At 42.6% G+C, this 23,346-nt stretch carries 14 protein-coding genes, 1 other RNA gene and 2 pseudogenes; 6 read left to right on the top strand and 11 right to left on the bottom strand.

Annotated features, from left to right (window positions below):
* Positions 1–149 precede the first annotated feature (149 nt).
* A complete protein-coding gene (locus PSI06_RS04355) occupies positions 150–1,235 on the bottom strand; it encodes an alkene reductase (protein ID WP_273603207.1) in 1,086 nt (361 codons plus the stop codon).
* Between the two features lie 216 nt (positions 1,236–1,451).
* On the opposite strand from PSI06_RS04355, the gene zigA reads away from it, so the two are divergent.
* Positions 1,452–2,651 carry a zinc metallochaperone GTPase ZigA gene (zigA, locus tag PSI06_RS04350; protein WP_273603206.1) on the top strand — a complete coding sequence of 400 codons (1,200 nt, stop codon included), beginning with the start codon at positions 1,452–1,454 and terminating at the stop codon, positions 2,649–2,651.
* 86 nt (positions 2,652–2,737) lie between these two features.
* Positions 2,738–3,340 (top strand): annotated as a pseudogene (locus PSI06_RS04345) (DUF1826 domain-containing protein).
* A gap of 26 nt (positions 3,341–3,366) precedes the next feature.
* On the opposite strand, the gene PSI06_RS04340 reads toward PSI06_RS04345, so the two are convergent.
* The 3 genes from PSI06_RS04340 to PSI06_RS04330 form a co-directional block, all read right to left on the bottom strand.
* Positions 3,367–6,126: a response regulator gene (locus PSI06_RS04340; protein WP_273603205.1), complete on the bottom strand. Its 2,760-nt coding sequence runs from the start codon at positions 6,124–6,126 to the stop codon at positions 3,367–3,369.
* A 562-nt stretch (positions 6,127–6,688) separates the two neighbouring features.
* An RNA gene (ffs, locus tag PSI06_RS04335) (signal recognition particle sRNA small type) lies at positions 6,689–6,785 on the bottom strand.
* Positions 6,786–6,923: 138 nt separating this feature from the next.
* Positions 6,924–7,799, bottom strand: a complete 876-nt coding sequence (locus PSI06_RS04330) for a DUF3014 domain-containing protein (protein WP_273604985.1) — start codon at positions 7,797–7,799, stop codon at positions 6,924–6,926.
* Between the two features lie 222 nt (positions 7,800–8,021).
* Here PSI06_RS04330 and PSI06_RS04325 point away from each other — a divergent pair, with 222 nt between their 5' ends.
* Positions 8,022–9,167, top strand: coding sequence for a patatin-like phospholipase family protein (locus tag PSI06_RS04325; protein WP_004586945.1), 1,146 nt, complete (start codon positions 8,022–8,024; stop codon positions 9,165–9,167).
* Between the two features lie 135 nt (positions 9,168–9,302).
* On the opposite strand, the pseudogene PSI06_RS04320 reads toward PSI06_RS04325, so the two are convergent.
* Positions 9,303–11,276 (bottom strand): annotated as a pseudogene (locus PSI06_RS04320) (monovalent cation:proton antiporter-2 (CPA2) family protein).
* Positions 11,277–11,409: 133 nt separating this feature from the next.
* Between PSI06_RS04320 and PSI06_RS04315 the strand changes: the two are divergent.
* A complete protein-coding gene (locus PSI06_RS04315) occupies positions 11,410–12,306 on the top strand; it encodes a GGDEF domain-containing protein (protein WP_273603204.1) in 897 nt (298 codons plus the stop codon).
* Positions 12,307–12,373: 67 nt separating this feature from the next.
* Here the strand turns inward: PSI06_RS04315 and PSI06_RS04310 are convergent, their stop codons facing one another.
* The 6 genes from PSI06_RS04310 to lpxB all read right to left on the bottom strand — a co-directional run bounded on the left by PSI06_RS04310 (position 12,374) and on the right by lpxB (position 20,326).
* The gene (locus PSI06_RS04310) at positions 12,374–12,712 is read right to left on the bottom strand and encodes a hypothetical protein (protein WP_055253102.1); all 339 of its coding nucleotides are present in this window, start codon (positions 12,710–12,712) and stop codon (positions 12,374–12,376) included.
* Positions 12,713–14,017 carry a tRNA lysidine(34) synthetase TilS gene (gene tilS / locus PSI06_RS04305; protein WP_273603203.1) on the bottom strand — a complete coding sequence of 435 codons (1,305 nt, stop codon included), beginning with the start codon at positions 14,015–14,017 and terminating at the stop codon, positions 12,713–12,715.
* Positions 14,018–14,108: 91 nt separating this feature from the next.
* Positions 14,109–15,065, bottom strand: a complete 957-nt coding sequence (gene accA, locus PSI06_RS04300) for an acetyl-CoA carboxylase carboxyl transferase subunit alpha (protein ID WP_273603202.1) — start codon at positions 15,063–15,065, stop codon at positions 14,109–14,111.
* Between the two features lie 16 nt (positions 15,066–15,081).
* Positions 15,082–18,573 (bottom strand): DNA polymerase III subunit alpha, encoded by a 3,492-nt coding sequence (gene dnaE, locus PSI06_RS04295; protein ID WP_273603201.1) that lies wholly within the window; start codon positions 18,571–18,573, stop codon positions 15,082–15,084.
* A gap of 3 nt (positions 18,574–18,576) precedes the next feature.
* Complete coding sequence (gene rnhB, locus PSI06_RS04290; RefSeq protein WP_273603200.1) at positions 18,577–19,179, bottom strand: ribonuclease HII; 603 nt, start codon at positions 19,177–19,179, stop codon at positions 18,577–18,579.
* Positions 19,169–20,326: a lipid-A-disaccharide synthase gene (gene lpxB / locus PSI06_RS04285; protein WP_024033822.1), complete on the bottom strand. Its 1,158-nt coding sequence runs from the start codon at positions 20,324–20,326 to the stop codon at positions 19,169–19,171. Before lpxB ends, rnhB begins: the two co-directional genes overlap by 11 nt.
* Positions 20,327–20,617: 291 nt before the next feature.
* Here lpxB and PSI06_RS04280 point away from each other — a divergent pair, with 291 nt between their 5' ends.
* Together PSI06_RS04280 and cydB are read left to right on the top strand one after the other, a co-directional pair.
* The gene (locus PSI06_RS04280) at positions 20,618–22,201 is read left to right on the top strand and encodes a cytochrome ubiquinol oxidase subunit I (protein ID WP_004586936.1); all 1,584 of its coding nucleotides are present in this window, start codon (positions 20,618–20,620) and stop codon (positions 22,199–22,201) included.
* A complete protein-coding gene (cydB, locus tag PSI06_RS04275) occupies positions 22,198–23,337 on the top strand; it encodes a cytochrome d ubiquinol oxidase subunit II (protein WP_024033821.1) in 1,140 nt (379 codons plus the stop codon). The genes PSI06_RS04280 and cydB overlap by 4 nt, the downstream gene beginning before the upstream one ends.
* Positions 23,338–23,346: the final 9 nt, after the last annotated feature.

Genomic DNA, 23,346 nt, shown 5'->3' with positions numbered 1-23,346 from the left:
ACTTACGCGCTTTTTATTTTTATATCAATCCGCTTAATTAAGTGATCTATTTTGCTGATTGGTATTAGCTCAAGTTAAAGCTATTGGTTTATCAGCATAAAAAAAGGGCTGCATACATGCAGCCCTTAAAATACTTTATTTATAAATAATTAAGCGGTTGGGTAATCGGTATAGCCTTGCTCTGCACCACCAAATAAGGTGTCGGGGTTGTGGCTATTTAGCGGTTTACCTTGCTCTAAACGTGCTGGTAAATCTGGGTTAGACACAAACGGGCGACCAAAGCCAATCATGTCGGCCCAGCCTTGTGCTAGGGCTTCATCGGCACGTTCTTTAGTGTACTTACCTGCATAAATTAATACGCCGCTGTACGCTTTACGAATAGCCTGTTTAAATTCAACGCTCATTAAAGGGGCATCATCCCAGTCGGCTTCAGCAATGTGCATGTAGCCCACGCCAGCGTCGTTTAGTTCTTGAGCAACGGCTAAATATGTTTGCTCTGGGTTATCATCAACCGTGCCGTTAAGCGTGGTAAGTGGTGCAAGCCTTACACCTACTTTTTGACTACCAATTTCATCGCTTACTGCATTTACAACCTCTGTTAAAAAACGCAAACGATTTTGCACACTGCCGCCATGTTCATCAGTACGGGCATTTGATTGCGAGTCTAAAAATTGGTTAATTAAATACCCGTTAGCAGCGTGTAGCTCTATGCCGTCAAAGCCTGCGTCTACTGCATTCTTAGCTGCTTGGCGAAATTCGCCTAGTACATTTTCAATATCTTGCTTGCTCATTTCGCGCGGTAACTGAGTCTCAACAAAGCCTGGCTCGCCGTTTGTATCTACAAATACTTTTACGTCTTTTGCAGCAATGGCCGATGCTGATATAGGCTGCACACCGCCTGTGTTATCGCTGTGAGTTACGCGCCCTACATGCCAAAGCTGCGCAAACATAACGCCACCAGCATCGTGCACTTTGTTGGTCACTGTGCGCCAACCTGCTACTTGCTCGTTTGTGTAAATACCTGGTGTCCAGGCATAGCCTTTACCCAGCTCACTTATTTGTGTGCCTTCGCTTACTATTAACCCAGCACTTGCTCGCTGCGCATAATAAGTGGCCATTAAATCATTGGCAATGTCGCCAGGCTGCGTTGAGCGCGAGCGAGTCATTGGTGGCATAACAATACGGTTTTTTAAAGTTTTACCTGCAAGTTCTATGGGTGAGAAAAGTAACGTCATAATGCCTCCTAAGTTTGATGGCGCTCATAATAGCGCAGCTATATAAATTCAAAAATAGCAAAAAACACAAAATAGCTTTGTTGTATTTGCAAAAGTGTCTACTTATTCTTCTGCTGAGCATTACATACAAACCATTTAAAAAGTCATGCTAGTGCTAGAAAATTAAATTAATACAATATAACATACCAATAAATACCTATTAGTAAGTAAAATTAAATGATCAATAAACTGCCCGTCACAGTGTTATCAGGCTTTTTAGGCGCAGGTAAAACAACCGTACTTAGCCATATTCTTAATAACCGACAAGGAAAAAAAGTGGCTGTTATAGTCAACGATATGAGCGACATAAACATAGATGCAGCCACAATTAAAAACGATGTATCGCTCAATCACAGCAACGAAAAACTCGTCGAAATGAGCAATGGTTGTATTTGCTGCACACTACGAGAAGATTTACTTGTTGAAGTGGGTAAACTTGCCAAAGATGGCCGTTTTGATTATCTCGTCATTGAATCAACAGGTATTTCAGAACCTCTACCGGTTGCCGAAACATTTACCTTTGCCGACGAAAACGGTGTTTCTCTTGGTGATGTTGCCACCCTCGATACCATGGTAACCGTGGTTGATGCGGTTAACTTTTTAACCGACTACGAACAAGCAAACGATTTACAAGATACTGGCGAATCGTTAGGAGAAGACGACGAGCGAAGCGTGGCCGACCTACTTGTTGATCAAGTTGAATTTGCCGATGTAATTTTAATTAGTAAAACTGATTTAGTCACCAATGAACAGCTCAATAAGCTTATTGCCATTTTAAATACGCTTAATACTCAAGCTAAAATGATTCCTATATCAAACGGCAATATTAATATTAACGAAGTGCTCAACACGGGCTTATTTAATTTTGCACGCGCCCAACAAGCGCCAGGTTGGCTTAAAGAAATGCGTGGTGAACACATTCCCGAGACCGAAGAGTATGGTATTAGCAGCTTTAATTATACGGCGCGCCGCCCATTTAACCCTGAGAAGTTTTATCACTTTTTGCACAACACCGAGCAATTTGGCAAGCTCATTCGCTCTAAAGGGTATTTTTGGCTCGCAACGCGCCCTTTGTTTTGCGCGCAGTGGAGCCAAGCCGGCGGTATAGCTCATTACGGGTTTGCTGGCATGTTTTATAAAGCAATTCCTAAAAAAGACTGGCCCACAGATCCCGAGCTACTTGCTGATATAAACAGTAAATGGGTAGAGCCCTTTGGTGATATGCGTCAAGAACTTGTATTTATTGGTCAGTCGTTAAATAAACAAGCCATGATTGAGGCGCTTGATGACTGCCTACTGCCAGAAGAAGCTGTGCTTAAAGGTAAAGATTTTTGGAAAACCTATAACGACCCGTTTCCTATTTGGGAGGAAGTGTAATGAATGCCCTAGCTCCAATAACGGCGCAAATAAAACCCACTGAGCAACTCCACCGAAGAGCAGCTAAATAAAGTAACGCCAATGTATTGCCACACATTTATGACCAAAACACTAACATCGTTATTTGGCAAAGAGACCTTGAACAAGCATTAACAAATGCCGTTAATACACTCATTAGCACTAATGCTATAAAACCACTTGAGCTTGCGGTATCACCCGATGATGCGTTTGATAAGTTAGTTACTGCACTTAAACCAGATGATAACAACCGCGTTGAAACTCATGCGCTGTGTAAAGACATAGCATTATTAGTTGAAATGTTTTGCTGCCTATTTGATTTAAAACGCGCCGGTTTAAGGCTAAAAATATTAGATAAACCTATGTGCCCGCGTTTTCATGTAGACAAAATTCCATGCTGATTAGTGACAACTTACCAAGGCGTTGCAACGCAGTGGTTAAATCACAGCGATGTAGACCGCTCAAAGCTTGGAACTGGTAATTTAGGTAAGCCCGATGAAGAGTCTGGCTTATTTAAAAGCCTAAATAATATTAATCAACTCCAGCAAGGCGATGTTGCGCTACTTAAAGGCGAGTACTGGGATGAAAACGAAGGCGCAGGGCTTGTACATCGCTCGCCACCGGTGGCTGCAAACGAGCAACGCTTGTTGCTCACCCTTGATTTTATTTAAAGTTTGTTATGGTGATAAACGCTGCACTAATGGGCGTTTATCACCCTCGCGATTACTTCGTACAACCCTTGTGTATTTACCGGTTTAGATACAAAGTCATCCATGCCTACACTCAAACAGCGCTGCTTATCATCTTCATAGGCGTTTGCGGTAATAGCAACAATGGGCACATGTGCCTTTGTGTTTACCTCGTTAGCCCGTATTGTTTGGGTGCACTCGTAGCCATCCATATTAGGCATTTGGCAATCCATTAAAATTAAATCAAAGCGATTACCTTCAAGTACTTTTAGCGCTTCTATGCCATCGGTTGCCATCACTAAGTTTACCTTTGTAGGCTCTAGCATTTTTGCAATTACTTGGCGGTTAATGGGGTTATCTTCAACCAGTAAAAGTGTTTTATCACTTAAATTAGGCAACGACTTCGGCTGTTTAACTGGCTCTGGTTTGTTGGACTGTGCTTTAGGTGCACTTACGTAAAATTTAAGTACGCTGCCTTTGCCTGGTTCGCTGTTGAGGGTAATTTCACCCTGCATTTTTTTAATTAACCCTTGGCTAATTGCTAAACCTAAGCCTGTGCCACCATACTTACGTGCCACACCTACATCTGCTTGCGTAAACTCACTAAATAACAACGACTGCTGATCTTTTTCAATACCAATGCCGCTATCGGCTACGCTTATTAAAAGTTGCTCGTTTTCGTAATCAAACGATAAACGCACAAAACCACGTTCGGTAAACTTATACGCATTAGAGAGCAAGTTAATAATGACTTGGTTTAAACGTAGGTCGTCTACTTTTACGCAATCTGGCAGCCTGTCGCTTTGACTAACAATAAACTCGACGTGATCAGAACTTACAATGGGAGAAAACAACGACTTTATATTGGCAATAAACGGCGCAAGGTTAGTCGCCCTAGGGCTAATTTCCATGGCGTTAGCTTCTATTTTAGAAAAATCTAAAATATCGTTTAAAATTTTCAGTAAATTTTGTGCGCTTTTTTGCTGCGTATTTAATAGCTCCCGCTGCTCATCGGTTAATGAATTATCGCGCAATAAAACCTCTCCCATGCCTAAAATACCGTTCATAGGGGTGCGTAGCTCGTGGCTCATATTGGCTAAAAATTGCGACTTAGCAACATTGGCTAAATTAGCCCTATTTACCGCTTTTTTAAGCTCTGTGGTTTGCTCTGCTACTTTGCCCTCTAGCTGCTGATTAAATTCGCTCAGCTGGGTATTTAACCCTTGGTTTCTGATATTAGAGGCTTGTAGGTTTTCTATTGAACGCTGCAGCGCATTAGCTAGTAATTCAAATTGCTGTTGTAGTTGCAATACCTCATGCCAGCTTGAGTCTGTATTAAACTTATGTGTTTTGGTTTTACCAAAGCTTTGCATTAGCGTAGTTAAGCTAGTGATTGGCTGCACTAATAAATTAGCAAGTTGGTGTATAAAAATAACCACCATAAGCATCAATATCGCACTTAACAAAATAGTGGGTAGCCAAGCTTTTGCCACCGACATACTTAAATGCTTACGATTATAAAAGGTAATAACTTGCCAGTGGTTTTGTGGATCAATGTACCTAGAGCTGTGGTACACCTCGTTTTTGGTTGAACGAAATAGGTTTTTATCACCTAAATTACTGGTATTAAAGCCCTCACCGTTAAAATGGCTCAGTATTTTAAATTCATCAAGGGAGCTAAATACCACTTTTTGCTGCGCATCTAGCACCACTAAATCGCCCGTGTACTCAAATAAGTTAGGTATAAAGCGCTCTAAGCGGTCTAACTTTAACGAGCCCTCTACCACACCATAAAACGTATTGTTACGGTATATAGGTGCCGACAGCGCCACTATGGCTTCGTTACCTAGGCCGCGACCTTGAAACACGCCACTGGTATAGCCCAGAGGGAACTGCTGAGCTTGAGTAAAATATGCTCGGTCTTTAACACTACGCTGCGCAAGGCTAAGCCCCTCTATTAAATCGCTGGGCGAGCTAAGCTCTACAAAGCCATCTGGGTTTGCATACAAGCTGGTTGTAAAGCCTGGAAATAACGACATTAATCGTTTGAGCTGCACATCGCTTGCAGTGCCCGCACTTATTGCGTCGCTACTCATAACAATGGCGTTTTTATGAAATGCTAAATAATCATTTAATTGCGTGCTAATAGATTCCGCTTTTTCTTTTAGTTGAGCGTTTACTTCATACTCTAAGCGCGCATGATGATCGTTTACTAAAATTACACTGGTTAGCAATACCACTAAAATAATAATGACACTAACCACATAGCTTAAAATTTTTGCCAGTGGCCTCCCCTGATACGCACGGCTAGCGTAAGGTACAAATACACTAACTAAATCAACCACCGCCAAGCTTATTAGCGCGTTAATTAAGTACTTTGATATCGCTACTATTAGCGTTAACCAGGCCAAGCCAATAACAAATTGGCCTATAACCCATACAAAGGGTAAACCAATACATAGCCAAAATACGCTACCCAGAGGAAGAATAGGTTTAGAGCGGCGTAAGCAAAAAGCATAAAGCCAACAAAGCTCGAGTAAATACACAATACTCGGCCAACAATGGCCCCACCTATAAAGTAAAAAACCAGAAACAATGGCAAGGCTTAGGCACGCGTAACGCAGCCCAGTAAATACTAAGCTGCATAAAACAAACAATTGCCCAAACAAAAATTCGGAGCTGTCGAAAAAATACAATGGCGAGAGATTTACTAACCCGCCTAATAACCCTAATAAAACAGCGAGTGTCCACTTACTTCTTTGCGGCATTAATCAACCTTGGGGCACTTTGTTAACATTTTACATGTCAAAATTAATGTAATTTTTACATTATTACGTACAAGGCAAGGGTTGTCTAGCAGCAATAAAACAGGAACAGATAAACATTACCCCCTGTCAAAAAGCGTGTTATGTGTTTTTACACTTACTCTTTTTATGACTGCCACTTAAATTTAACTTAATATCCTTAAGCATAGGCTTAGCATTTGCGATTGCTAAATAGGCATTAGCTAACGCTTCTGGAGCTGCGCAATAATCTACAATAAGTATTACTGTTGAAACATTGAGTGACTGCAATTTATTGCCAAGCTCAGTAGATGTGAGTTTTGCTTTAGCGTTGCTAATTAAGTAATTTGATTTTTTTACATAAATAGTGAATGTTTCATCTGCTAGTGCAGTAAACGGCAATAATAAAAACAGTGTGAATGTAAAAATGAGGTAGAGCGGTAATAGTGTAAAATCGACACTCGAAATATTAAATATTTTACGGTATTACTAAGGAATAATTTAAAAAGGAATGTATTTTCACCCAAATGAGGAATTTGGGTGGCAGTCTTACCAGCCACATCTCGGCACACACGTCACAAACTGTGGCTGCTCCCTTCCGGGCCTGACCAGGTTCGCCTGCTAGTGTTGCGAGAGGACCAATAAGACTACCATTGAGGGCCTTGGTTGGCGCGGGAAGGATTATCTCTACTTTTGGTGTGTTATTCAAGGGAAAATCAAAAAAGAAAGTGCGATTGCATACTTCATATACAATCGCGGTTAAAAACAGCCTTTAATGCCTATTAATTACGCTCTAACTCGGCTTTAACTTTACGCAGTGCTGCTTTTACTTTTTTCATGTTTTCTGGGCCCATACGTAACAGCTGTTTTTGTGCAGCTGGTAATTGCTCCCATTCAGAAAACGCATACTGATAAGTAACCGAGTCACGCAGTAGCGGTAACTCGCCTTCTGGCTCCGGTGTATCAAGTAATAACTCAATAGCATCTTCTAGCGTTTGATTAAATTCATCATCGCCGTAACCAATTTCACTGTACGCGTTGTTGATTAATGGCTTGTACTGCTCGTACATACGCACAGCTTGGGCGGCGCTCAAGCTCGTAAATACTTTTACATACGGTGTATAGCGCTCGTAGCTGTTAGGGTCAATTGTTAAAATGTCTCCTTCGTTTACGCTAAATTCTTCTTCAGGTTTAACCACTGGCGTATGCTTTTTAGCAATTTTGCCTTTGGCTATATTGTCTATAAATACGACGCCACGGCGAATTACATCGTCGGTTACCATTAGGCTCATTACCGAGTCGCTTAGGTATTCATCCATTTTGGCAACCACTACGGTGTCGCTTTCATCAAGCGTTGGTAATGGCTCTACAACCGGCTCTGGCTCAGCTGGGCGCTGAGCAGGCACGCTTAGCTCAGCTGGCTTTTCAGGCTTAACTGATGGCGCATCTACCACAGGGTCGTTTTCTGGCTTTAACTCCATCACTGGCTGTTCTTTTGGTGTTTGCTCTACCTCTGTGCGAGTTTCTGGCTCGTCAATGGGCGATAGCAGGACGAACGCAGCGGCACACACTAAAATAATTAAAATAATAACGGCGAATAAAAAATTGTTTTTAGGCGGACGTTTTTGAACATCTGACGCTTCTGGTTTATCTGACATACAAACTCCATAAATTTAAATGCATATTACTCAGAGTACGCTGAGTGGAAAAAATTCACTATCGGTAATCACTATTACTTTAAATATAGGCTTTACAACATAAACCTACACTTACTAATTAGAACAACGAGCCATAGTAACTCAGTTATTCTTTGATTCTTCTAGCTTAAAGACTTAAAGTTGATAAATAAAGAAAAGACGTTAAGCAGTTCAAAAACCACTATGAAAATCCAGCAAGTTGACCCACATAAACCTAAAATAGCCCTATTACTTACAGGTGGTGGCGCTCGCGCTGCTTATCAAGTGGGCGTGCTTAAAGCGCTTGCTCATAGTATGCCCCGCACCGCGCCTTTGCCATTTAGAATTATTAACGGCACTTCTGCAGGCGCGATTAATTCTGCAGCTTTGGCCTGTTATGCCTCGTGTGCACATTTGGCCGTGCGTAAACTTGAGTCTGTTTGGAAAAACTTTTCAACATCTATGGTTTACAAAAGCGACTTTTTAAGTGTGTTTGGCCATATTGCGCGTAATATTTTAACCAGTTTTCAGTCTGAACACATAAACCACCCACCAGGCAGTTTGCTAAATAACCGCCCTTTGCGCGGTTTATTAAACGAAATTTTAGACCTGCACCGCATTGAGCGTAATTTACACCGTAATTATTTAGAAGCGATTTCAATTACCGCTTCAAGCTATACAACCGGTGACTCTGTTGCTTTTTTTCAGTCAAACACACAAACACCTTGGCAACGCGCCAAACGCGAAGGCCGCCCTATGCGCATTAACGTTGAGCATTTAATGGCATCAAGCGCCATTCCTATGGTGTTTCCAAGTGTTAATGTATTTAACCACTATTTTGGCGATGGCTCCATTCACCAGCTTTCACCGCTTAGCCCGTCTATTCATTTAGGCGCCGAAAAAATATTTATTATAGGGGTAGACCAACCAAAAGAGTCGCATCCGGCGGGTTACTCGCCCCACTACCCTGGGCTTTCTGCGGTTGCTGGGCATTTACTCGATAGTGTATTTAGCGACACCATGCAAGCCGACCTTGAGCGCCTTGAGCGTGTAAATCGCACTTTAGGGCTGCTTCCGGCGCGCGACAAACATCAAGAGCTGAAACAAATAGAGACGTGTATTATTAATCCATCAAAAAACTTTAACGATATTGCCGCTCAATACTACAGCGATATGCCGTGGGCAATTAAGTTGCTGCTGCGCACAATTGGGGTAAAAAAACATTCGCAATCGAGTTTAACCAGCTATTTATTGTTTGAAAAACGCTACACTCAGCACCTAATTCAAATTGGCTATGAAGATGGCATGAAAAAACTACCCGAAATACGCCAATTTTTAGAGCTCGATTAACTAATGTTGGCCTTTGCTAATTAAAACTTGTTCTATGGGCTATTTAATCGCAGAGCAAGCTTTAAAACCAACTGAGCTGGACAACTACCTGTGTTATTTTAATAACTTGCATCTATGTCAGTAAAAAAATGCTTTTTATTCAAGCCCATCGAGTAGGTAATGCTCTACTCGCTCTACCCGCCTAGGCTTACCTTGCAATACCAATACATCGTTTGCGCACAATGTGGTGCTGGTTGATGGGTCGTCTATTTCTTGCCCCTCTCGGCGCAAAGCTTTTACAGTCACGCGGCGTTTAGATAAGTTAAGCTCGTCTATTGTTTTATCCACCGCATAGGCTTGATCTGGCAACGCGACTACGTGTAGATATTCTAAGCGCTCAGAGGAGGTTTCTTCGTTATCTTTAAAGTAACCGGCGTAAAAACTTTGCATAAGCGGGTAGCGATTACGGCGCTCTTTACTAACACGGCGCACAATACGTGTCATCGGTACACCCGACATCGACAACACATGCGAAACCAACATTAAGCTTGCCTCTAACGACTCAGGCACCACCTCAGTAACCCCCAACTCTTTTAAGTTGTTTAATTGGCTGTCGTCGCGGGTTCTTATTAGTATTTTAACGTTGGGTGCAAGCTGCTTTATGGCGTCTATTACCACGTGGGCATGCTCAAGCTCTGTAAAGGTAATAATCACTAGGCGTGCTCGCTCTACCCCTGCGCACTTTAAAATATCTTTTTGTTTTACATAGCCAAATATTACTGGCTCACCTGCGGCTTTGCCCTCTTGTACTAAAATAGGGTTACTTTCTATGGCAACGTAATCTATGGCTTCGGGTTTTAAAAATCGCGCTATAGTTTGTCCTACGCGTGAAAAGCCACAAATAACCACGTGATCGTTATATAAGGTGCTACTTTTAGGCTCGCTCTCCCTCGCCATACTGGGGTGATCTAAAATACCTAATTGCTTTAAAATTAGTGGGGTTTTATCAATTAAAAACGGGGTTAGCGCCATCGAAAGCACCCCTAAGGCAATTAAAAACGAGGCTTGCTCTGAATTGAGCAACGCATGCTGACTTGCCAAAGCAATAAGCACAAACCCAAATTCTCCCATTTGCCACAGCATAACGCCGCAGGCTAGCGAGTCTTGATTGCGCTCATGCATTAATCTGGCACTTAATGCCAGCACGGTAATTTTTAATATTAACAAGCCAAATAAAGCACCAATAATCACAAAACCATGCGAAAGCACAAATAAAATATCGAGCTGCATCCCCACAGTTACAAAAAACAGCCCCATTAAAATATCGCGAAATGGCCTAATATCAGCCTCTAGTTGATGGCGGTAATGGCTCTCTCCTAGCATCATGCCGGCTAAAAATGCCCCAAGGGCCATTGATAAACCAAACATGTAAGTTAAAAAGCCGGCAAATAACGCCACCAAAATTGTGGTAAGCACAAACAGCTCATCGGTTCGTACCTGCGCTATTTCTTTAAATACCTTAGGCAGCACCCATTTACCAATCGCCCACAGTAATAAGCACACAAACGCGCCTTTTGTAAGCGCAAATGCCAGCGCCCAACTAATACTTTGCGAATCGCTTGAGGCAAACAATGGCAAAATAATAAGTAGGGGCACAACGGCAATATCTTGAAACAGTAATACGCCCACCGCCAGCTGCCCACGGCGCTGGTTTAGTTCGCCAGTTTCTTTTAATAGCTTAACCACTACCGCGGTTGAAGAAAGCGCCATAATTGTGCCAATGGTAAAACTAGTGAGTAAGCTAAAATTTAAGCAATATAAAATAATAATGAAGAGCAAGCTGGTAACACCAACTTGTAACGAGCCCAGTCCAAACACAATATTGCGCATGGCCATTAGCCGCGATATAGAAAACTCGAGCCCTAAACTAAACAGTAAAAATACGATGCCCAGCTCAGCAATAAACTCTATTTCGTGAGATTGCGCAAGCCAACCAATGCCATGGCTGCCCGCTAAAACGCCTGTTGCTAAATACGCCAAAATAGGCGGCAAGCCAATGCGCTTAAAAAACTATACAAAAAGCACCGCCGCCACTAACAAGCCAAAAATTTGAGCGTTTATACTTTGCAAATTCGGCCTCCAGCGTCAATTAAACTACGGAATGAACTTTAAATATAGCAACCATATGTTTATCAAGCAATTTTAAAATATGGCATAAAAATAGCTTAGTTATTGCAAAGTAACACCCTGGGGGAAGATTTTAATGGAAAATGTCCATATTTTGACACAACGCGTGTCTGGGCGCGGCGATTTTTTGCCGTTTTCGGCAGAGCAAACACACACAAACGAAACAGCGGCAACGCACGATTTAGTTACCGAGCTACAAACAAGCCTAGTAATAGAAGATGTGTTGGCTATTTATGCAAAATTTGCCAAACAGCTACTTAACTTTTCAGGGCTGCAGTTTCAATCAACGCTCGGCACTGCACAAACCTCAGATAGCAACACAAGCACTAGCCCGTATTCTTACGATTTAGCTATTGGTCGCGAGCACTTAGGACAGCTAATTTACTTTAGCCAATACCCTATTAGTAAAGCGATTGAAAACAAATTACGTGCCCTACACAGCGCCCTTGTGTACCCACTGCGTAACGCAATGATGTACAGCCGAGTGTTAAAACTTGCCACAAAAGATGCGCTCACTGGGTTAAATAATCGTAGCCAATTTAATGACATGTTATCGCAAAAGCTCGAAAACTGCCGCCGTTACCAGCGCCCTTTTAGTTTAATGCTGCTTGATTTAGATAACTTTAAGCAAGTAAACGACAACTATGGTCATAAAGTAGGTGACGATGTTTTAAAAGAGTTTTCGCAGGTACTTTGCAGCAGTATACGCGGCACCGACTCCGTGTTTAGATTTGGTGGCGATGAGTTTTCGCTGATTATTGAAGACCCGGAGTTTACAACAAACAAAGTGGTTGCTGAGCGCATTATGCACTTAGTCAGAAGCTCAAGTTTAATGTCTAAATACAAAGTAACCACCAGCATTGGCTTTACCCTAGCCAATAGCCAAGATTGCGAAACAGCAATATTTGCTAGAGCCGATAAAGGCTTATATAAGGCAAAAGCCTCTGGGCGCAACTGCGCAAAAGCATATTAGTATTTATATAACTGTATTATTTATAAAAGCTTAGCTTCCCCCGCTAAGCTTTTTTATTACAAATTAATTATTTATTAGCCAGTAATTTATAAACAAACAAGGCTGCACAAAAGCCAAAAAAGAAGCCGCTCACTAAATTAAGCAATGCTGTTATGCTTGCAAGCGGGGTAAATAACACTAAAACCAATGGTAAACTTACACCTAAAATAAAAAATAACCCGCCTTTACCTAACCAGTAGGCAAGCAGTAATACCGCCGATATCACCCCGCCCACAACGGCATAACCTAACGTAATAATATTAAGCTCTAGTAATACATTGGCTATAACAGCTACTAACGCTGTTATTAACATACCCATTGGCGCTTTGCTAACTAGCGATAAGCCTACATGTGGCTGATCTTTCATTTATTTACACTCCCAAAAAATGCCGTTTTCGTCTTGGTGTTTTTCACTTACAAAATAACCAACAACTTGCACAAGCTCGTCGTTATAAAATATTAAAGGCACGCGCTCCCTTAACCACGGGGCTACTTTTGCATCTTTAAACCAGTGTTTAAGCGTATTGCTGCCTGGCTTTTTTAACGGCTTTATACGCGCACTATTACAATTAAAGCGCACGGTGACTTGCTCGTTTGGCAGTGGGGCACGTAGGCCTTTACCTTGTTGCTTTATTAATACACGCCCATCATTAAGCGCAAGCTCATTGCTCGTTAGCGCTTCATCGGTTAACAGCGTGTGTGGTGTAACAAAATACAAACGCCCTTGATGGCGTCGTATTTGCCCCTCGCTTAAATCAACCTGCATTTGCGCATCAGCCTGCGCATTTATGGCTTGGTTAATTATTTGCAAAAGCTGCTTTTGAGAGGGCATTACTTGGGTAAATAAGCTAAGCCATGCACGAACCACATTGGTTATGCGCACGTCGCTGTAGGTGGTTAGTTGGCTAACGCTCAGTGCTTGATGGGCATTTATGCTTTGTTTTAAATCAAGTTCAGTGTACTCATCAAGTAGCGCTTGTTGTTGCTGTAGTAACTCAATGCTGCGCCCAGCACAGTGTTCAAAACCTTTAAAACGCTTTGCAAGTAAAGGCACTACACGCGCACGTAAAAAGTTACGATCAAAACGCTCATCGGTATTTGAGTCATCAGTTATGTGCGTAATATTAAACTCTGTGGCAAAGTGCTCTATATCACTGCGCGTTATGTTTAAAAGCGGTCTGTAGCATATTCGCCCGCTTTGTAGTTCACGCATTTTTTGCATTGCGCCTAACCCTTTTAAGCCAGATCCGCGCTTTAACCGCAGTAAAAACGTTTCTATTTGATCGTTTAAATGCTGACCCAGCAAAATAACACTGCCCGCGGGGCTTAGTTCATCAAGTGCTTTGTAACGCGCCTCACGTGCCTGCGCTTCAAGGCTTGTTCGTGTTTGCGGGTTTATTGTTACCTGCGCGGCATTAAACGGTACATTTAGCTCAGCGCACAAGTTTTGGCAAAAGCGCTGCCAGTCATTCGCGTATTGGCTTAAACCATGATTAACATAAATCGCGTTTACGTTTAGCTTTGGTTGCGCTTGTTTTAATAAGTGCATTACATGAAGCAATACCACCGAATCCACGCCACCCGAAAGCGCCACCGTAAAGTTATACTGCTGGTGCTTAAAAAAGTGCTCAAGGGCGTGTTTAACGTGCTGATAAATAGGTGATGCTTGCATGGATACGCTATAAATTTAATGTTTGCAGTATTTTAAAACAAAAAAGCCGCATAAGCGGCCTTTTTTAACAATAAATGTGTTGGTTAGCTAATTAGCAGTAACCAAACGACATTAAACGTTTGTAGCGTTGATCTAGCATGTCTTCAATCGATAGCGCTTGTAAGTCAGCAAGGTCACGTTTTAAACGTGTTTTTAAGTTACGTGCCATTGCATCGTAATTGCGGTGTGCGCCGCCTAAAGGCTCTTCAACTAAGTTATTAATTAAATCGAGCTCTTTAACACGCTCTGCAGTTACACCCATTGCCTCTGCGGCAAGTGGTGCTTTATCGGCGCTTTTCCATAAAATTGAAGCACAGCCTTCTGGCGAAATTACTGAGTACGTGCTGTATTGCAACATGTTAACTCTGTCGCCAACACCAATAGCTAATGCACCACCAGAGCCGCCTTCGCCAATAACCGTACAAATTGTGGGTACTTTAAGTGCCGCCATTACTTTTAGGTTACGTGCAATTGCCTCAGACTGACCGCGCTCTTCAGCGCCCACACCTGGGTATGCCCCTGGGGTGTCGATAAAGGTCATAATTGGCATTTTAAAACGCTCGGCCATTTCCATTAAACGTAGCGCTTTGCGGTAGCCTTCTGGTTTTGGCATACCAAAGTTACGTTTAATTTTTTCAGCTGTATCGCGCCCTTTTTGCTGACCAATCACCATTACTGGTTCGCCATCTAAACGTGCAACACCGCCTAAAATAGCCGGATCGTTAGCAAAAGTACGATCGCCTGCAAACTCGTCAAATTCCGTGAAAATGCGCTCGATATAATCTCGAGTGTAAGGACGCAACGGATGACGCGCTAACTGCGATACTTGCCAAGCGCCTAAATTTGAGAATATTTCCTCTTTTTGCTTAGCGCTTTTTTCTTTTAATTTGCTGACTTCCTCTTCTAACTCAAGGTCTAATTCGCCAGCGCGGCTTATGCTTTGTAATTCTTCAATTTTTGCTTCTAATTCTGCAATCGGAAGCTCAAAATCAAGATAATTGAGGCTCATGCTCTAAACTACCTAATCAGTTAAATTCTAGTTCTACATCTTGTGCCGCCATGAGTGATAACTTATGAATTAAGTCGTCGCTCGGCGTAACACACCATTCGATCCCTAGGGTTAATTGAGCCAACGCATCGGGGCGCTGGTAATAAACCTTGATCGGACACGTTCCCATTTTATAAGGTTCGAGTACTTTTTGTAATTTATCGAAGAAACCTGCCTCGATTTGCACCATGTTCAGCGTCATTTTAATCGCTTTAATGCGTTTTTCACGCGCTTGAGCAATGGTGTTTATTTCTCTGGCGGTCATTGTAATGCCACCGGAGAAGTTATCAAAGCTGACCTGTCCAGATATTACCAAGATATTGTTTACTTGAAGCATTTCTTGGTACATTTCGAACTGTTCAGGAAACAAGCGTACATCAATACGGGCGCTCTTGTCATCTAAAGTTATTAAGCCCCAACGATTTCCTTTTTTATTAATTAAGGTCCGCGCTGAAATAACTAAACCCGCCGCCGTAGAGAGTACATCACGATTTGTTGGCTGTAAATCCACCAGCTTGCCGCTGGTGTAATGTCTAAGTTCACGGCGATACTGATTTATCGGATGCCCTGTTAAATAAAGGCCTAGCGTGTCTTTTTCGCCATCAAGCCATTGGTTATCAGTAAGCGGTGTGGCTTTAATAAAGGCTTGCTCAACTTCATCAGGCTCGATGGCCAGTAAGCCAAATAAATCGCTTTGCCCAAGTTGCTCAGCTTTGTTGTGCTGATCGGCAGCGCGCATGGCATCTTTTAAACTTGCCAGTAATGTTGCACGCCCTGCTTGGGTTTTCTCTGGCCCGAGTTGATCAAGTGCACCGGCGTAAATTAATTTTTCGGTCACACGTTTATTTAAGCGTTTTAAATCTACACGGGCACAAAAATCAAATAAATCTTTAAATGGGCCGCCTTTTGCGCGCGCTTCTAAAATGGCCTCTACCGGCGCTTCACCTACGCCTTTAATAGCACCAATACCGTAAACAATTTCACCTTGCAGGTTTACCGTAAACTTAAATTCTCCGGCGTTTACATCAGGCGGTAATAAGGTGAGCTTCATGTTTTCACATTCATCCACCAAGATAACTATTTTGTCGGTGTTATCCATATCGGCCGACATTACCGCAGCCATAAACTCTGCCGGATGGTGCGTTTTCATCCACAGCGTTTGGTACGAAACCAGTGCATACGCTGCCGAGTGAGATTTATTAAAACCATAACCTGCGAATTTTTCTACCAGGTCGAAAATTTTAATCGCCAGTTCGCCGTCTATACCATTATTGCGTGCACCTTCTTCAAAGGTTGAACGCTGCTTGGCCATTTCTTCGGGTTTTTTCTTACCCATTGCACGACGTAGCATGTCGGCGCCACCAAGCGTATAGCCTGCTAGTACTTGGGCAATTTGCATTACTTGTTCTTGATACAAAATAATGCCGTAAGTAGGCTCAAGTATGGGCTTTAAGCTTTCGTGTTGGTATTGAGCATCTGGGTATGAAATTTCTTCTCGGCCAAGCTTACGGTCGATGAAGTTATCTACCATGCCTGATTGCAGTGGGCCTGGGCGGAACAAGGCTACCAATGCAATCATATCTTCAAAGCAATCGGGCTTTAATCGGCGTACTAGGTCTTTCATGCCGCGCGATTCTAGCTGGAATACCGCGGTTGTTTCGGCGCGAAGTAATAGCTCTATACTTTTTTTATCATCCAGTGGAATGGTATTTATATCAACGGGCGCTTTGCCTTCGCGCTTCATGCGCTCGTTGGTCATATCCACAGCCCATTGCAAAATGGTCAAGGTACGTAAGCCCAAGAAATCGAACTTAACAAGGCCTGCGGTTTCTACGTCGTTTTTATCAAACTGTGTTACCGGAAACTTACCTTCGTCATCGCAATAAAGTGCAGCAAAGTCGGTAATGGTCGTCGGCGATATTACAACACCACCGGCGTGTTTACCGGCATTACGTGTACACCCTTCTAGGATGCGACACATATCGATTAAATCTTTTACCTCTGAGTCGCCATCGTAGGCTTCTTGTAAACGCGGCTCTACCTCAAACGCTTTGGCAAGCGTCATGCCGGGATCCCCTGGGATCAGCTTAGAAATTCGCTCAACAAAACCATAAGGGTGGCCAAGTACACGCCCTACATCGCGTATTACCGCTTTTGCAGCCATGGTACCAAAGGTAATAATTTGTGATACCGCGTCCCGCCCATACAATGCCGATACATGGTCAATTACCTCATCACGCCTGTCCATACAAAAATCGACATCGAAATCGGGCATTGATACACGTTCAGGGTTTAGAAATCGCTCAAAAAGTAGGTCAAATTCAAGCGGATCAAGGTCGGTAATTTTTAGGGCATACGCCACTAATGAACCCGCACCCGAACCACGCCCTGGCCCCACTGGAATATTGTTATCTTTACTCCACTGAATAAACTCCATTACGATTAAGAAGTAGCCTGGAAAACCCATTTGGTTAATTACACCAAGCTCTACTTTTAAGCGCTCGTCGTATTCGCCTCGTTTTTCTTGTCGCTCTTGTTCATCGGGGAATAAAAACTGCAGGCGCTCTTCAAGGCCATCTTCTGAAACCTTAACTAAAAAGTCTTCAATTTTTAACGAGCCTGTTGGGTAATCAGGCAAAAAGTAAGTGCCTAGTTGCACCGTTACGTTACAGCGTTTGGCTATTTCTACCGTATTTTGCAGCGCTTCAGGAATATCGCTAAATAGCTCTGCCATTTGCTCAGGCGTTTTTAGGTATTGCTCTTGTGAGAATCGTTTAGGGCGGCGTTTATCATCAAGGGTATAACCGTCAAAAATAGCCACACGAATTTCGTGCGCTTCAAAATTTTCGGGCTTTAAAAAAACCACTTCGTTTGTGGCAACAACGGGCAGTTGCTCTTTAGCTGCAAGCTCTACCGCCATATGCAGGTAGTCTTCTTCAAGCGGGCGGTCGGTGCGAATAAGCTCTAAATAGTAATGATCGCTAAAATGCTGCTTATAAAAGCTCACTACAGATTCAATAACGCCTGGGTTATTTTTTAATAACGCTTTACCTAAATCACCATCTTTTGCGCCTGAGAGAATAATAAGCCCTTCTTTGTGCTTAACTAGCCATTCTCGGTCAATCACCGGGCGATGAAATATATGCCCGCGTTGGTAAGCTTCGGATATTAATAAGGTAATATTTTTATAACCGTCGTTGTTTTTAGCTAGCAACGTAATACGGCTTGGCTCATCTGGAAACTCTGGGCTGCGCAACCAAAAATCGGCTCCCACTATGGGTTTAATACCGGCACTGTGGGTTGCGCCATAAAAACGCACTAAACCACAAAAGTTCATTTGATCGGTAATTGCCAGCGCGGGCATTCCAAGCTCTTGCGCTTTAGCAACAATAGGCTTGGTTTTAGCTAAGCCATCGACCATCGAAAAGTCTGAGTGAACCCGTAAATGTACAAAATCTGGAGCGGCCATTATTTATGCCTCGCCCTTTGCTTGCATTAGCACACGTTGTACCGGCTTAAAGCTTTTACGGTGCTCATCAATAGCGCCGTATTGCTCAAGCGCTGCAAAATGTGCTTTAGTTGGGTATCCTTTGTGTCCTGCAAACCCGTATTGCGGGTAGCGTGTATCAAGCTCAAGCATTTCATCATCACGCGCTACTTTGGCTAAAATAGAGGCTGCTGAAATTTCAGCCACTAAACTGTCGCCTTTAACAACCGCTTGAGCCGGCATAGCTAATTTAGGTAAGCGGTTACCATCTACAAATACAAAATCTGGTTGCGTACTTAACCCCTCAACTGCACGCGTCATTGCAAGCATAGTTGCATGCAAAATGTTTAATTCGTCAATTTCTGTTGGGCTACAACGACCAATGGCATAACACAGCGCTTTTTGTTTTATTTCTATAGCCAGTGCTTGGCGCTTTTTGTCGGTTAGCTTTTTAGAGTCAGCTAAACCTGCAATAGGATTCGCTGGGTCAAGTATTACCGCAGCGGTAACAACATCGCCGACAAGCGGGCCACGCCCTACTTCATCTACACCGGCAATTAAGGTTACGTTGGGTCGTTCAATTTGCATTTATTAACTCCGCCACAGCCTTGGCTGCTTGTTTGCTGGCATTTAATCTAATTTTTTCGTGGATGGCTAAAAAGCGTGCTTTTAGTTCTTTATTATCGGTATTTAGCATAGGCGTAAGTGCGCCCGTTAAATTAGCCACGTTACATTCACTTTGTAAAAACTCCGGCACTAGCTCTTCATCGGCTAATAAGTTTGGCAGTGAAAAATATTTAATGTTAAAGGTAAACAAGGTTTTAAAAATCCAATAACTCATTGGCTTAATTTTATAACCCACCACCATAGGCTTTTTATACAGCATGCCTTCGAGCGTTGCTGTGCCTGATGCAAGTAAAATGGCATCGGCTGCTTGCATGGCTAGTTTTGACTGACCATCGAGTAGGTTTACATTTAAATTTGGCGCAGTGGCATTTAAAATTTCACTAAATTGCGCTTTGCGTTTTTCGTTAACCAGCGGCACCACTATTTTAAGATCTGGGTTTTGCGCTTGTAACTGCGCAGCTGTATTTATATAGGTTTCGCTGAGCAAGCCTACTTCTGAGCCACGGCTACCTGGCAGTAAAGCCAGTACTTTGTCGTCGGTATTTAGGCCAAGTTCTTGGCGAGCTTGGCTATCGTCGTGCTCAAGCGCTATATCGTCAGCTAAGGTGTGCCCTACAAATGTGCACGGTACTTGGTGCTTATCGTAAAATTCTTTTTCAAACGGCAGCAAAGCAAGCACTAAATTTGTGGCAGCACTAATGGTATGAATGCGTTTTTCACGCCATGCCCAAACCGACGGGCTTACGTATTGAATGGTTTTAATACCGGCATCTTTTAAAGGCTTTTCTACGCGTAGGTTAAAATCGGGCGCATCAATACCTATAAATACATCGGGTGGGTTATCTTTAAAGTGCTGCACCAGCTGCTTACGTATTTTAAGTAAACGCGGTAAACGCCCTAATACTTCAACCAGCCCCATTACCGAGAGCTCGTCCATGTCGTAAAGCGTTTTACAGCCTTGCGCCTGCATTTTTGGCCCTGCAATGCCTTCAAATATGGCATCTGGAAAGTGCGTTTTAAGTGCTTTAATTAAGCCTTCGCCTAAAATATCGCCCGACAGCTCACCTGCCACAATACCAATACGTAGTTGTTTTTTCTCTTTATTCATTCGACTTTATTTATCAGGCGTTCATAGCGGTTAGTTTACCGTGTTTTAATGTTTGGTTAAACGCTTTAAATTAACGATTATTTGTAACTAATTTAGTACCAAACGATTGTTTGTATTTCATACTGATGTAGCATGGTGAATATATATTAACTTTTTCTAATATGTTTATTGACAAAAATTGTGCAAACGTAAATAATATTCCAAACTTTCAGTAATTACTGAAAGTTCATTAATTTTAACTTTGCCAATTATTAATTGCCTTGTTAACCCGTCACCCTCAAGGAGCCAAAAATGATAGATGAAACCTTTGTGGATCTATCGCGATTGCAGTTTGCTGTTACCGCACTCTTCCATTTCTTATTCGTACCTTTAACCATAGGTATGACCTGGATTTTAGTTATTATGGAATCGGTTTATGTTATGACCGGTCGCGAAATTTATCGTGATATGACTAAGTTTTGGGGAAAATTGTTTGGTATTAACTTTGCTATTGGGGTGGCAACGGGCCTGACCATGGAGTTTGAGTTTGGTACTAACTGGTCTTATTACTCGCATTACGTAGGCGATGTATTTGGCGCCCCGCTCGCTATTGAAGGCTTAATGGCGTTCTTTTTAGAGTCGACCTTTGTGGGTATGTTCTTTTTAGGCTGGGATAGGTTAACTAAACGCCAACATTTGGGCGCTACATTTTTAATGGCGCTAGGTACTAATATGTCGGCGCTGTGGATATTAATAGCTAACGGGTGGATGCAAAACCCAGTAGGGGCAGAGTTTAATTATCAAACCATGCGCATGGAAATGACCAGCTTTGCAGAGCTTGTATTTAACCCTGTGGCGCAGGTTAAGTTTATTCATACGGTATCGGCAGGTTACGTAGCCGCTTCTATGTTTGTACTGGGCATTAGTAGTTGGTACATATTAAAAGGTCGCGATTTAGCCTTTGCTAAGCGCTCGTTCTCGGTGGCATCGGGCTTTGGTTTAGCATCCATATTGTGTGTCATTTTATTAGGTGACGAATCAGGCTACGAAGTAGGCGAAGTTCAAAAAGTAAAACTTGCCACTATAGAAGCTGAATGGCATACCGAAGAAGCACCCGCTGCGTTTACCGCGCTTGGTTTTCCTGACTCAGATGAGCAGGTAACTCATGCAGCAGTAAAAATACCTTACGCACTGGGTATTATTGCTACCCGCTCTTTAGATGAGCAAGTTATTGGTATTTCTGATTTAGAGAAAAAACACGAGGTACGCATTCGTAACGGCATGATAGCGTACGAATACCTCCAAAAGCTAAGAAATGGCGATGACAGCGAAGAAAACATAGCTAAATTTGATTCTCTTAAAGCCGATTTAGGTTATGGCTTGCTGCTTAAGCGCTATACCCCCAATGTGGTAGATGCCACAGAAGAGCACATTCAAATGGCAGTTAAAGACTCGTTCCCTAAAGTGGGGCCTATGTTTTGGTCGTTTAGGATTATGGTGGCCTGTGGTGTAGCTATGCTGGCCGTGTTTGTATTGGCATTTTATTACAACGCACACCGTATTATTGAGCAAAAACGTTGGCTACTGTGGGCTGCAGTATTAAGTATTCCACTTCCATGGATTGCAATAGAATTTGGTTGGATCGTTGCCGAATATGGTCGCCAGCCTTGGGCTATATCAGAAATATTACCGACCTTTTTAGCGACCTCGTCACTGACGGTAAACGATATTTTAATTAGCTTAACTGGGTTTATTATTTTTTACACTGGCCTTGCTATTGTAGAAGGTTGGTTAATGGTGCGCTTTATTAAACAAGGCCCAAGCTCGTTACATACAGGTAAGTATCACTTTGAGTTACCAAACAAAGCAGATAAAGACGCAGGAGAGCAATTATGATTTTTGATTATGAAACATTAAAAATGCTGTGGTGGTTGCTCATTGGCGTACTACTAATAGGCTTTGCAATTACCGATGGCATGGATATGGGCGTAGCGATGCTGCTTCGCCTAGTTGGTAAAACAGACTCAGAGCGCCGCACGGTAATAAACACCATTGGCGCCCACTGGGACGGTAACCAAGTATGGTTTATTACCGCAGGCGGCGCTTTATTTGCAGCGTGGCCTATGGTGTATGCCGCTGCATTTTCGGGCTTTTACTTTGCCATGATGCTGGTATTGTTTGCGTTATTTTTTAGACCTTTAGGTTTTGATTACCGCTCAAAAATAGACTCTAAACGCTGGCGTAATAACTGGGATTGGGGCCTATTTGCAGGCAGCGCCATTCCGGCTTTAGTATTTGGTGTGGCATTTGGTAACTTATTTTTAGGTGTACCGTTTAATATTGATAACTTACTGCGTGTAAGTTACCAAGGCTCGTTTTTTGGCTTACTCAACCCATTTGGCCTACTGGCAGGTTTAATTAGTATCACCATGTTAATTGCCCATGCAGGCATGTGGCTACAACTGCGCACAGCAGATGCCGTTGCAGAGCGCTCAGCGCAATATGGCCGCTACGCATTAGTGGTATTTATTGTACTGTTTGCGGCTGCTGGTTTTTGGGTAGCAAACATAAATGGCTACCAAATTGTTTCTATGCCTGATACACAAAGCCATGCAGATCCGTTGGCAAAAGTTGTAAGCACAGCGCAAGGTGCGTGGCTTAATAATTACAGCGAGCGCCCATGGACAATGACCTTCCCTATTTTAGGCTTTGTTATGGCACTCAGTGCTTTACTGTTCTCTAAACTAAACAAGCCGGCGCTAGGGCTTATTTCAACCAGCATTATGTTAATTGGCGTTATTATGACGGCGGGTGTGTCGCTGTTCCCATTTATTATGCCATCTGTTAATAACCCAGATATTAGCTTAACTATTTGGGATGCGGTGTCGAGCCACAGAACGCTTAATATTATGTTTGTTGCTGTTGTTATATTTATTCCGTTAATTTTGGCCTACACCACCTGGTGTTACGTAAAAATGTGGCGCAGAGTAACGGTAGACGAAATTGAAAACAACACGCACGGTAGCTACTAAGGAGACTAA

Origin of the sequence: Pseudoalteromonas sp. GABNS16E, from assembly GCF_028598715.1 — a bacterium.
GTDB classification, from domain to species: domain Bacteria; phylum Pseudomonadota; class Gammaproteobacteria; order Enterobacterales; family Alteromonadaceae; genus Pseudoalteromonas; species Pseudoalteromonas atlantica.
Note: the sequence above shows the minus strand (reverse complement) of the source record. Positions and strands in the feature narration are given on the sequence as shown.

Excerpts from the sequence above, each read along its gene's own strand:
- PSI06_RS04355 (WP_273603207.1), bottom strand. The coding sequence starts at position 1,235 with ATGACGTTACTTTTCTCACCCATAGAACTTGCAGGTAAAACTTTAAAA.
- zigA (WP_273603206.1), top strand. The coding sequence starts at position 1,452 with ATGATCAATAAACTGCCCGTCACAGTGTTATCAGGCTTTTTAGGCGCA.
- PSI06_RS04340 (WP_273603205.1), bottom strand. The coding sequence starts at position 6,126 with ATGCCGCAAAGAAGTAAGTGGACACTCGCTGTTTTATTAGGGTTATTA.
- PSI06_RS04330 (WP_273604985.1), bottom strand. The coding sequence starts at position 7,799 with ATGTCAGATAAACCAGAAGCGTCAGATGTTCAAAAACGTCCGCCTAAA.
- PSI06_RS04325 (WP_004586945.1), top strand. The coding sequence starts at position 8,022 with ATGAAAATCCAGCAAGTTGACCCACATAAACCTAAAATAGCCCTATTA.
- PSI06_RS04315 (WP_273603204.1), top strand. The coding sequence starts at position 11,410 with ATGGAAAATGTCCATATTTTGACACAACGCGTGTCTGGGCGCGGCGAT.
- PSI06_RS04310 (WP_055253102.1), bottom strand. The coding sequence starts at position 12,712 with ATGAAAGATCAGCCACATGTAGGCTTATCGCTAGTTAGCAAAGCGCCA.
- tilS (WP_273603203.1), bottom strand. The coding sequence starts at position 14,017 with ATGCAAGCATCACCTATTTATCAGCACGTTAAACACGCCCTTGAGCAC.
- accA (WP_273603202.1), bottom strand. The coding sequence starts at position 15,065 with ATGAGCCTCAATTATCTTGATTTTGAGCTTCCGATTGCAGAATTAGAA.
- dnaE (WP_273603201.1), bottom strand. The coding sequence starts at position 18,573 with ATGGCCGCTCCAGATTTTGTACATTTACGGGTTCACTCAGACTTTTCG.
- rnhB (WP_273603200.1), bottom strand. The coding sequence starts at position 19,179 with ATGCAAATTGAACGACCCAACGTAACCTTAATTGCCGGTGTAGATGAA.
- lpxB (WP_024033822.1), bottom strand. The coding sequence starts at position 20,326 with ATGAATAAAGAGAAAAAACAACTACGTATTGGTATTGTGGCAGGTGAG.
- PSI06_RS04280 (WP_004586936.1), top strand. The coding sequence starts at position 20,618 with ATGATAGATGAAACCTTTGTGGATCTATCGCGATTGCAGTTTGCTGTT.
- cydB (WP_024033821.1), top strand. The coding sequence starts at position 22,198 with ATGATTTTTGATTATGAAACATTAAAAATGCTGTGGTGGTTGCTCATT.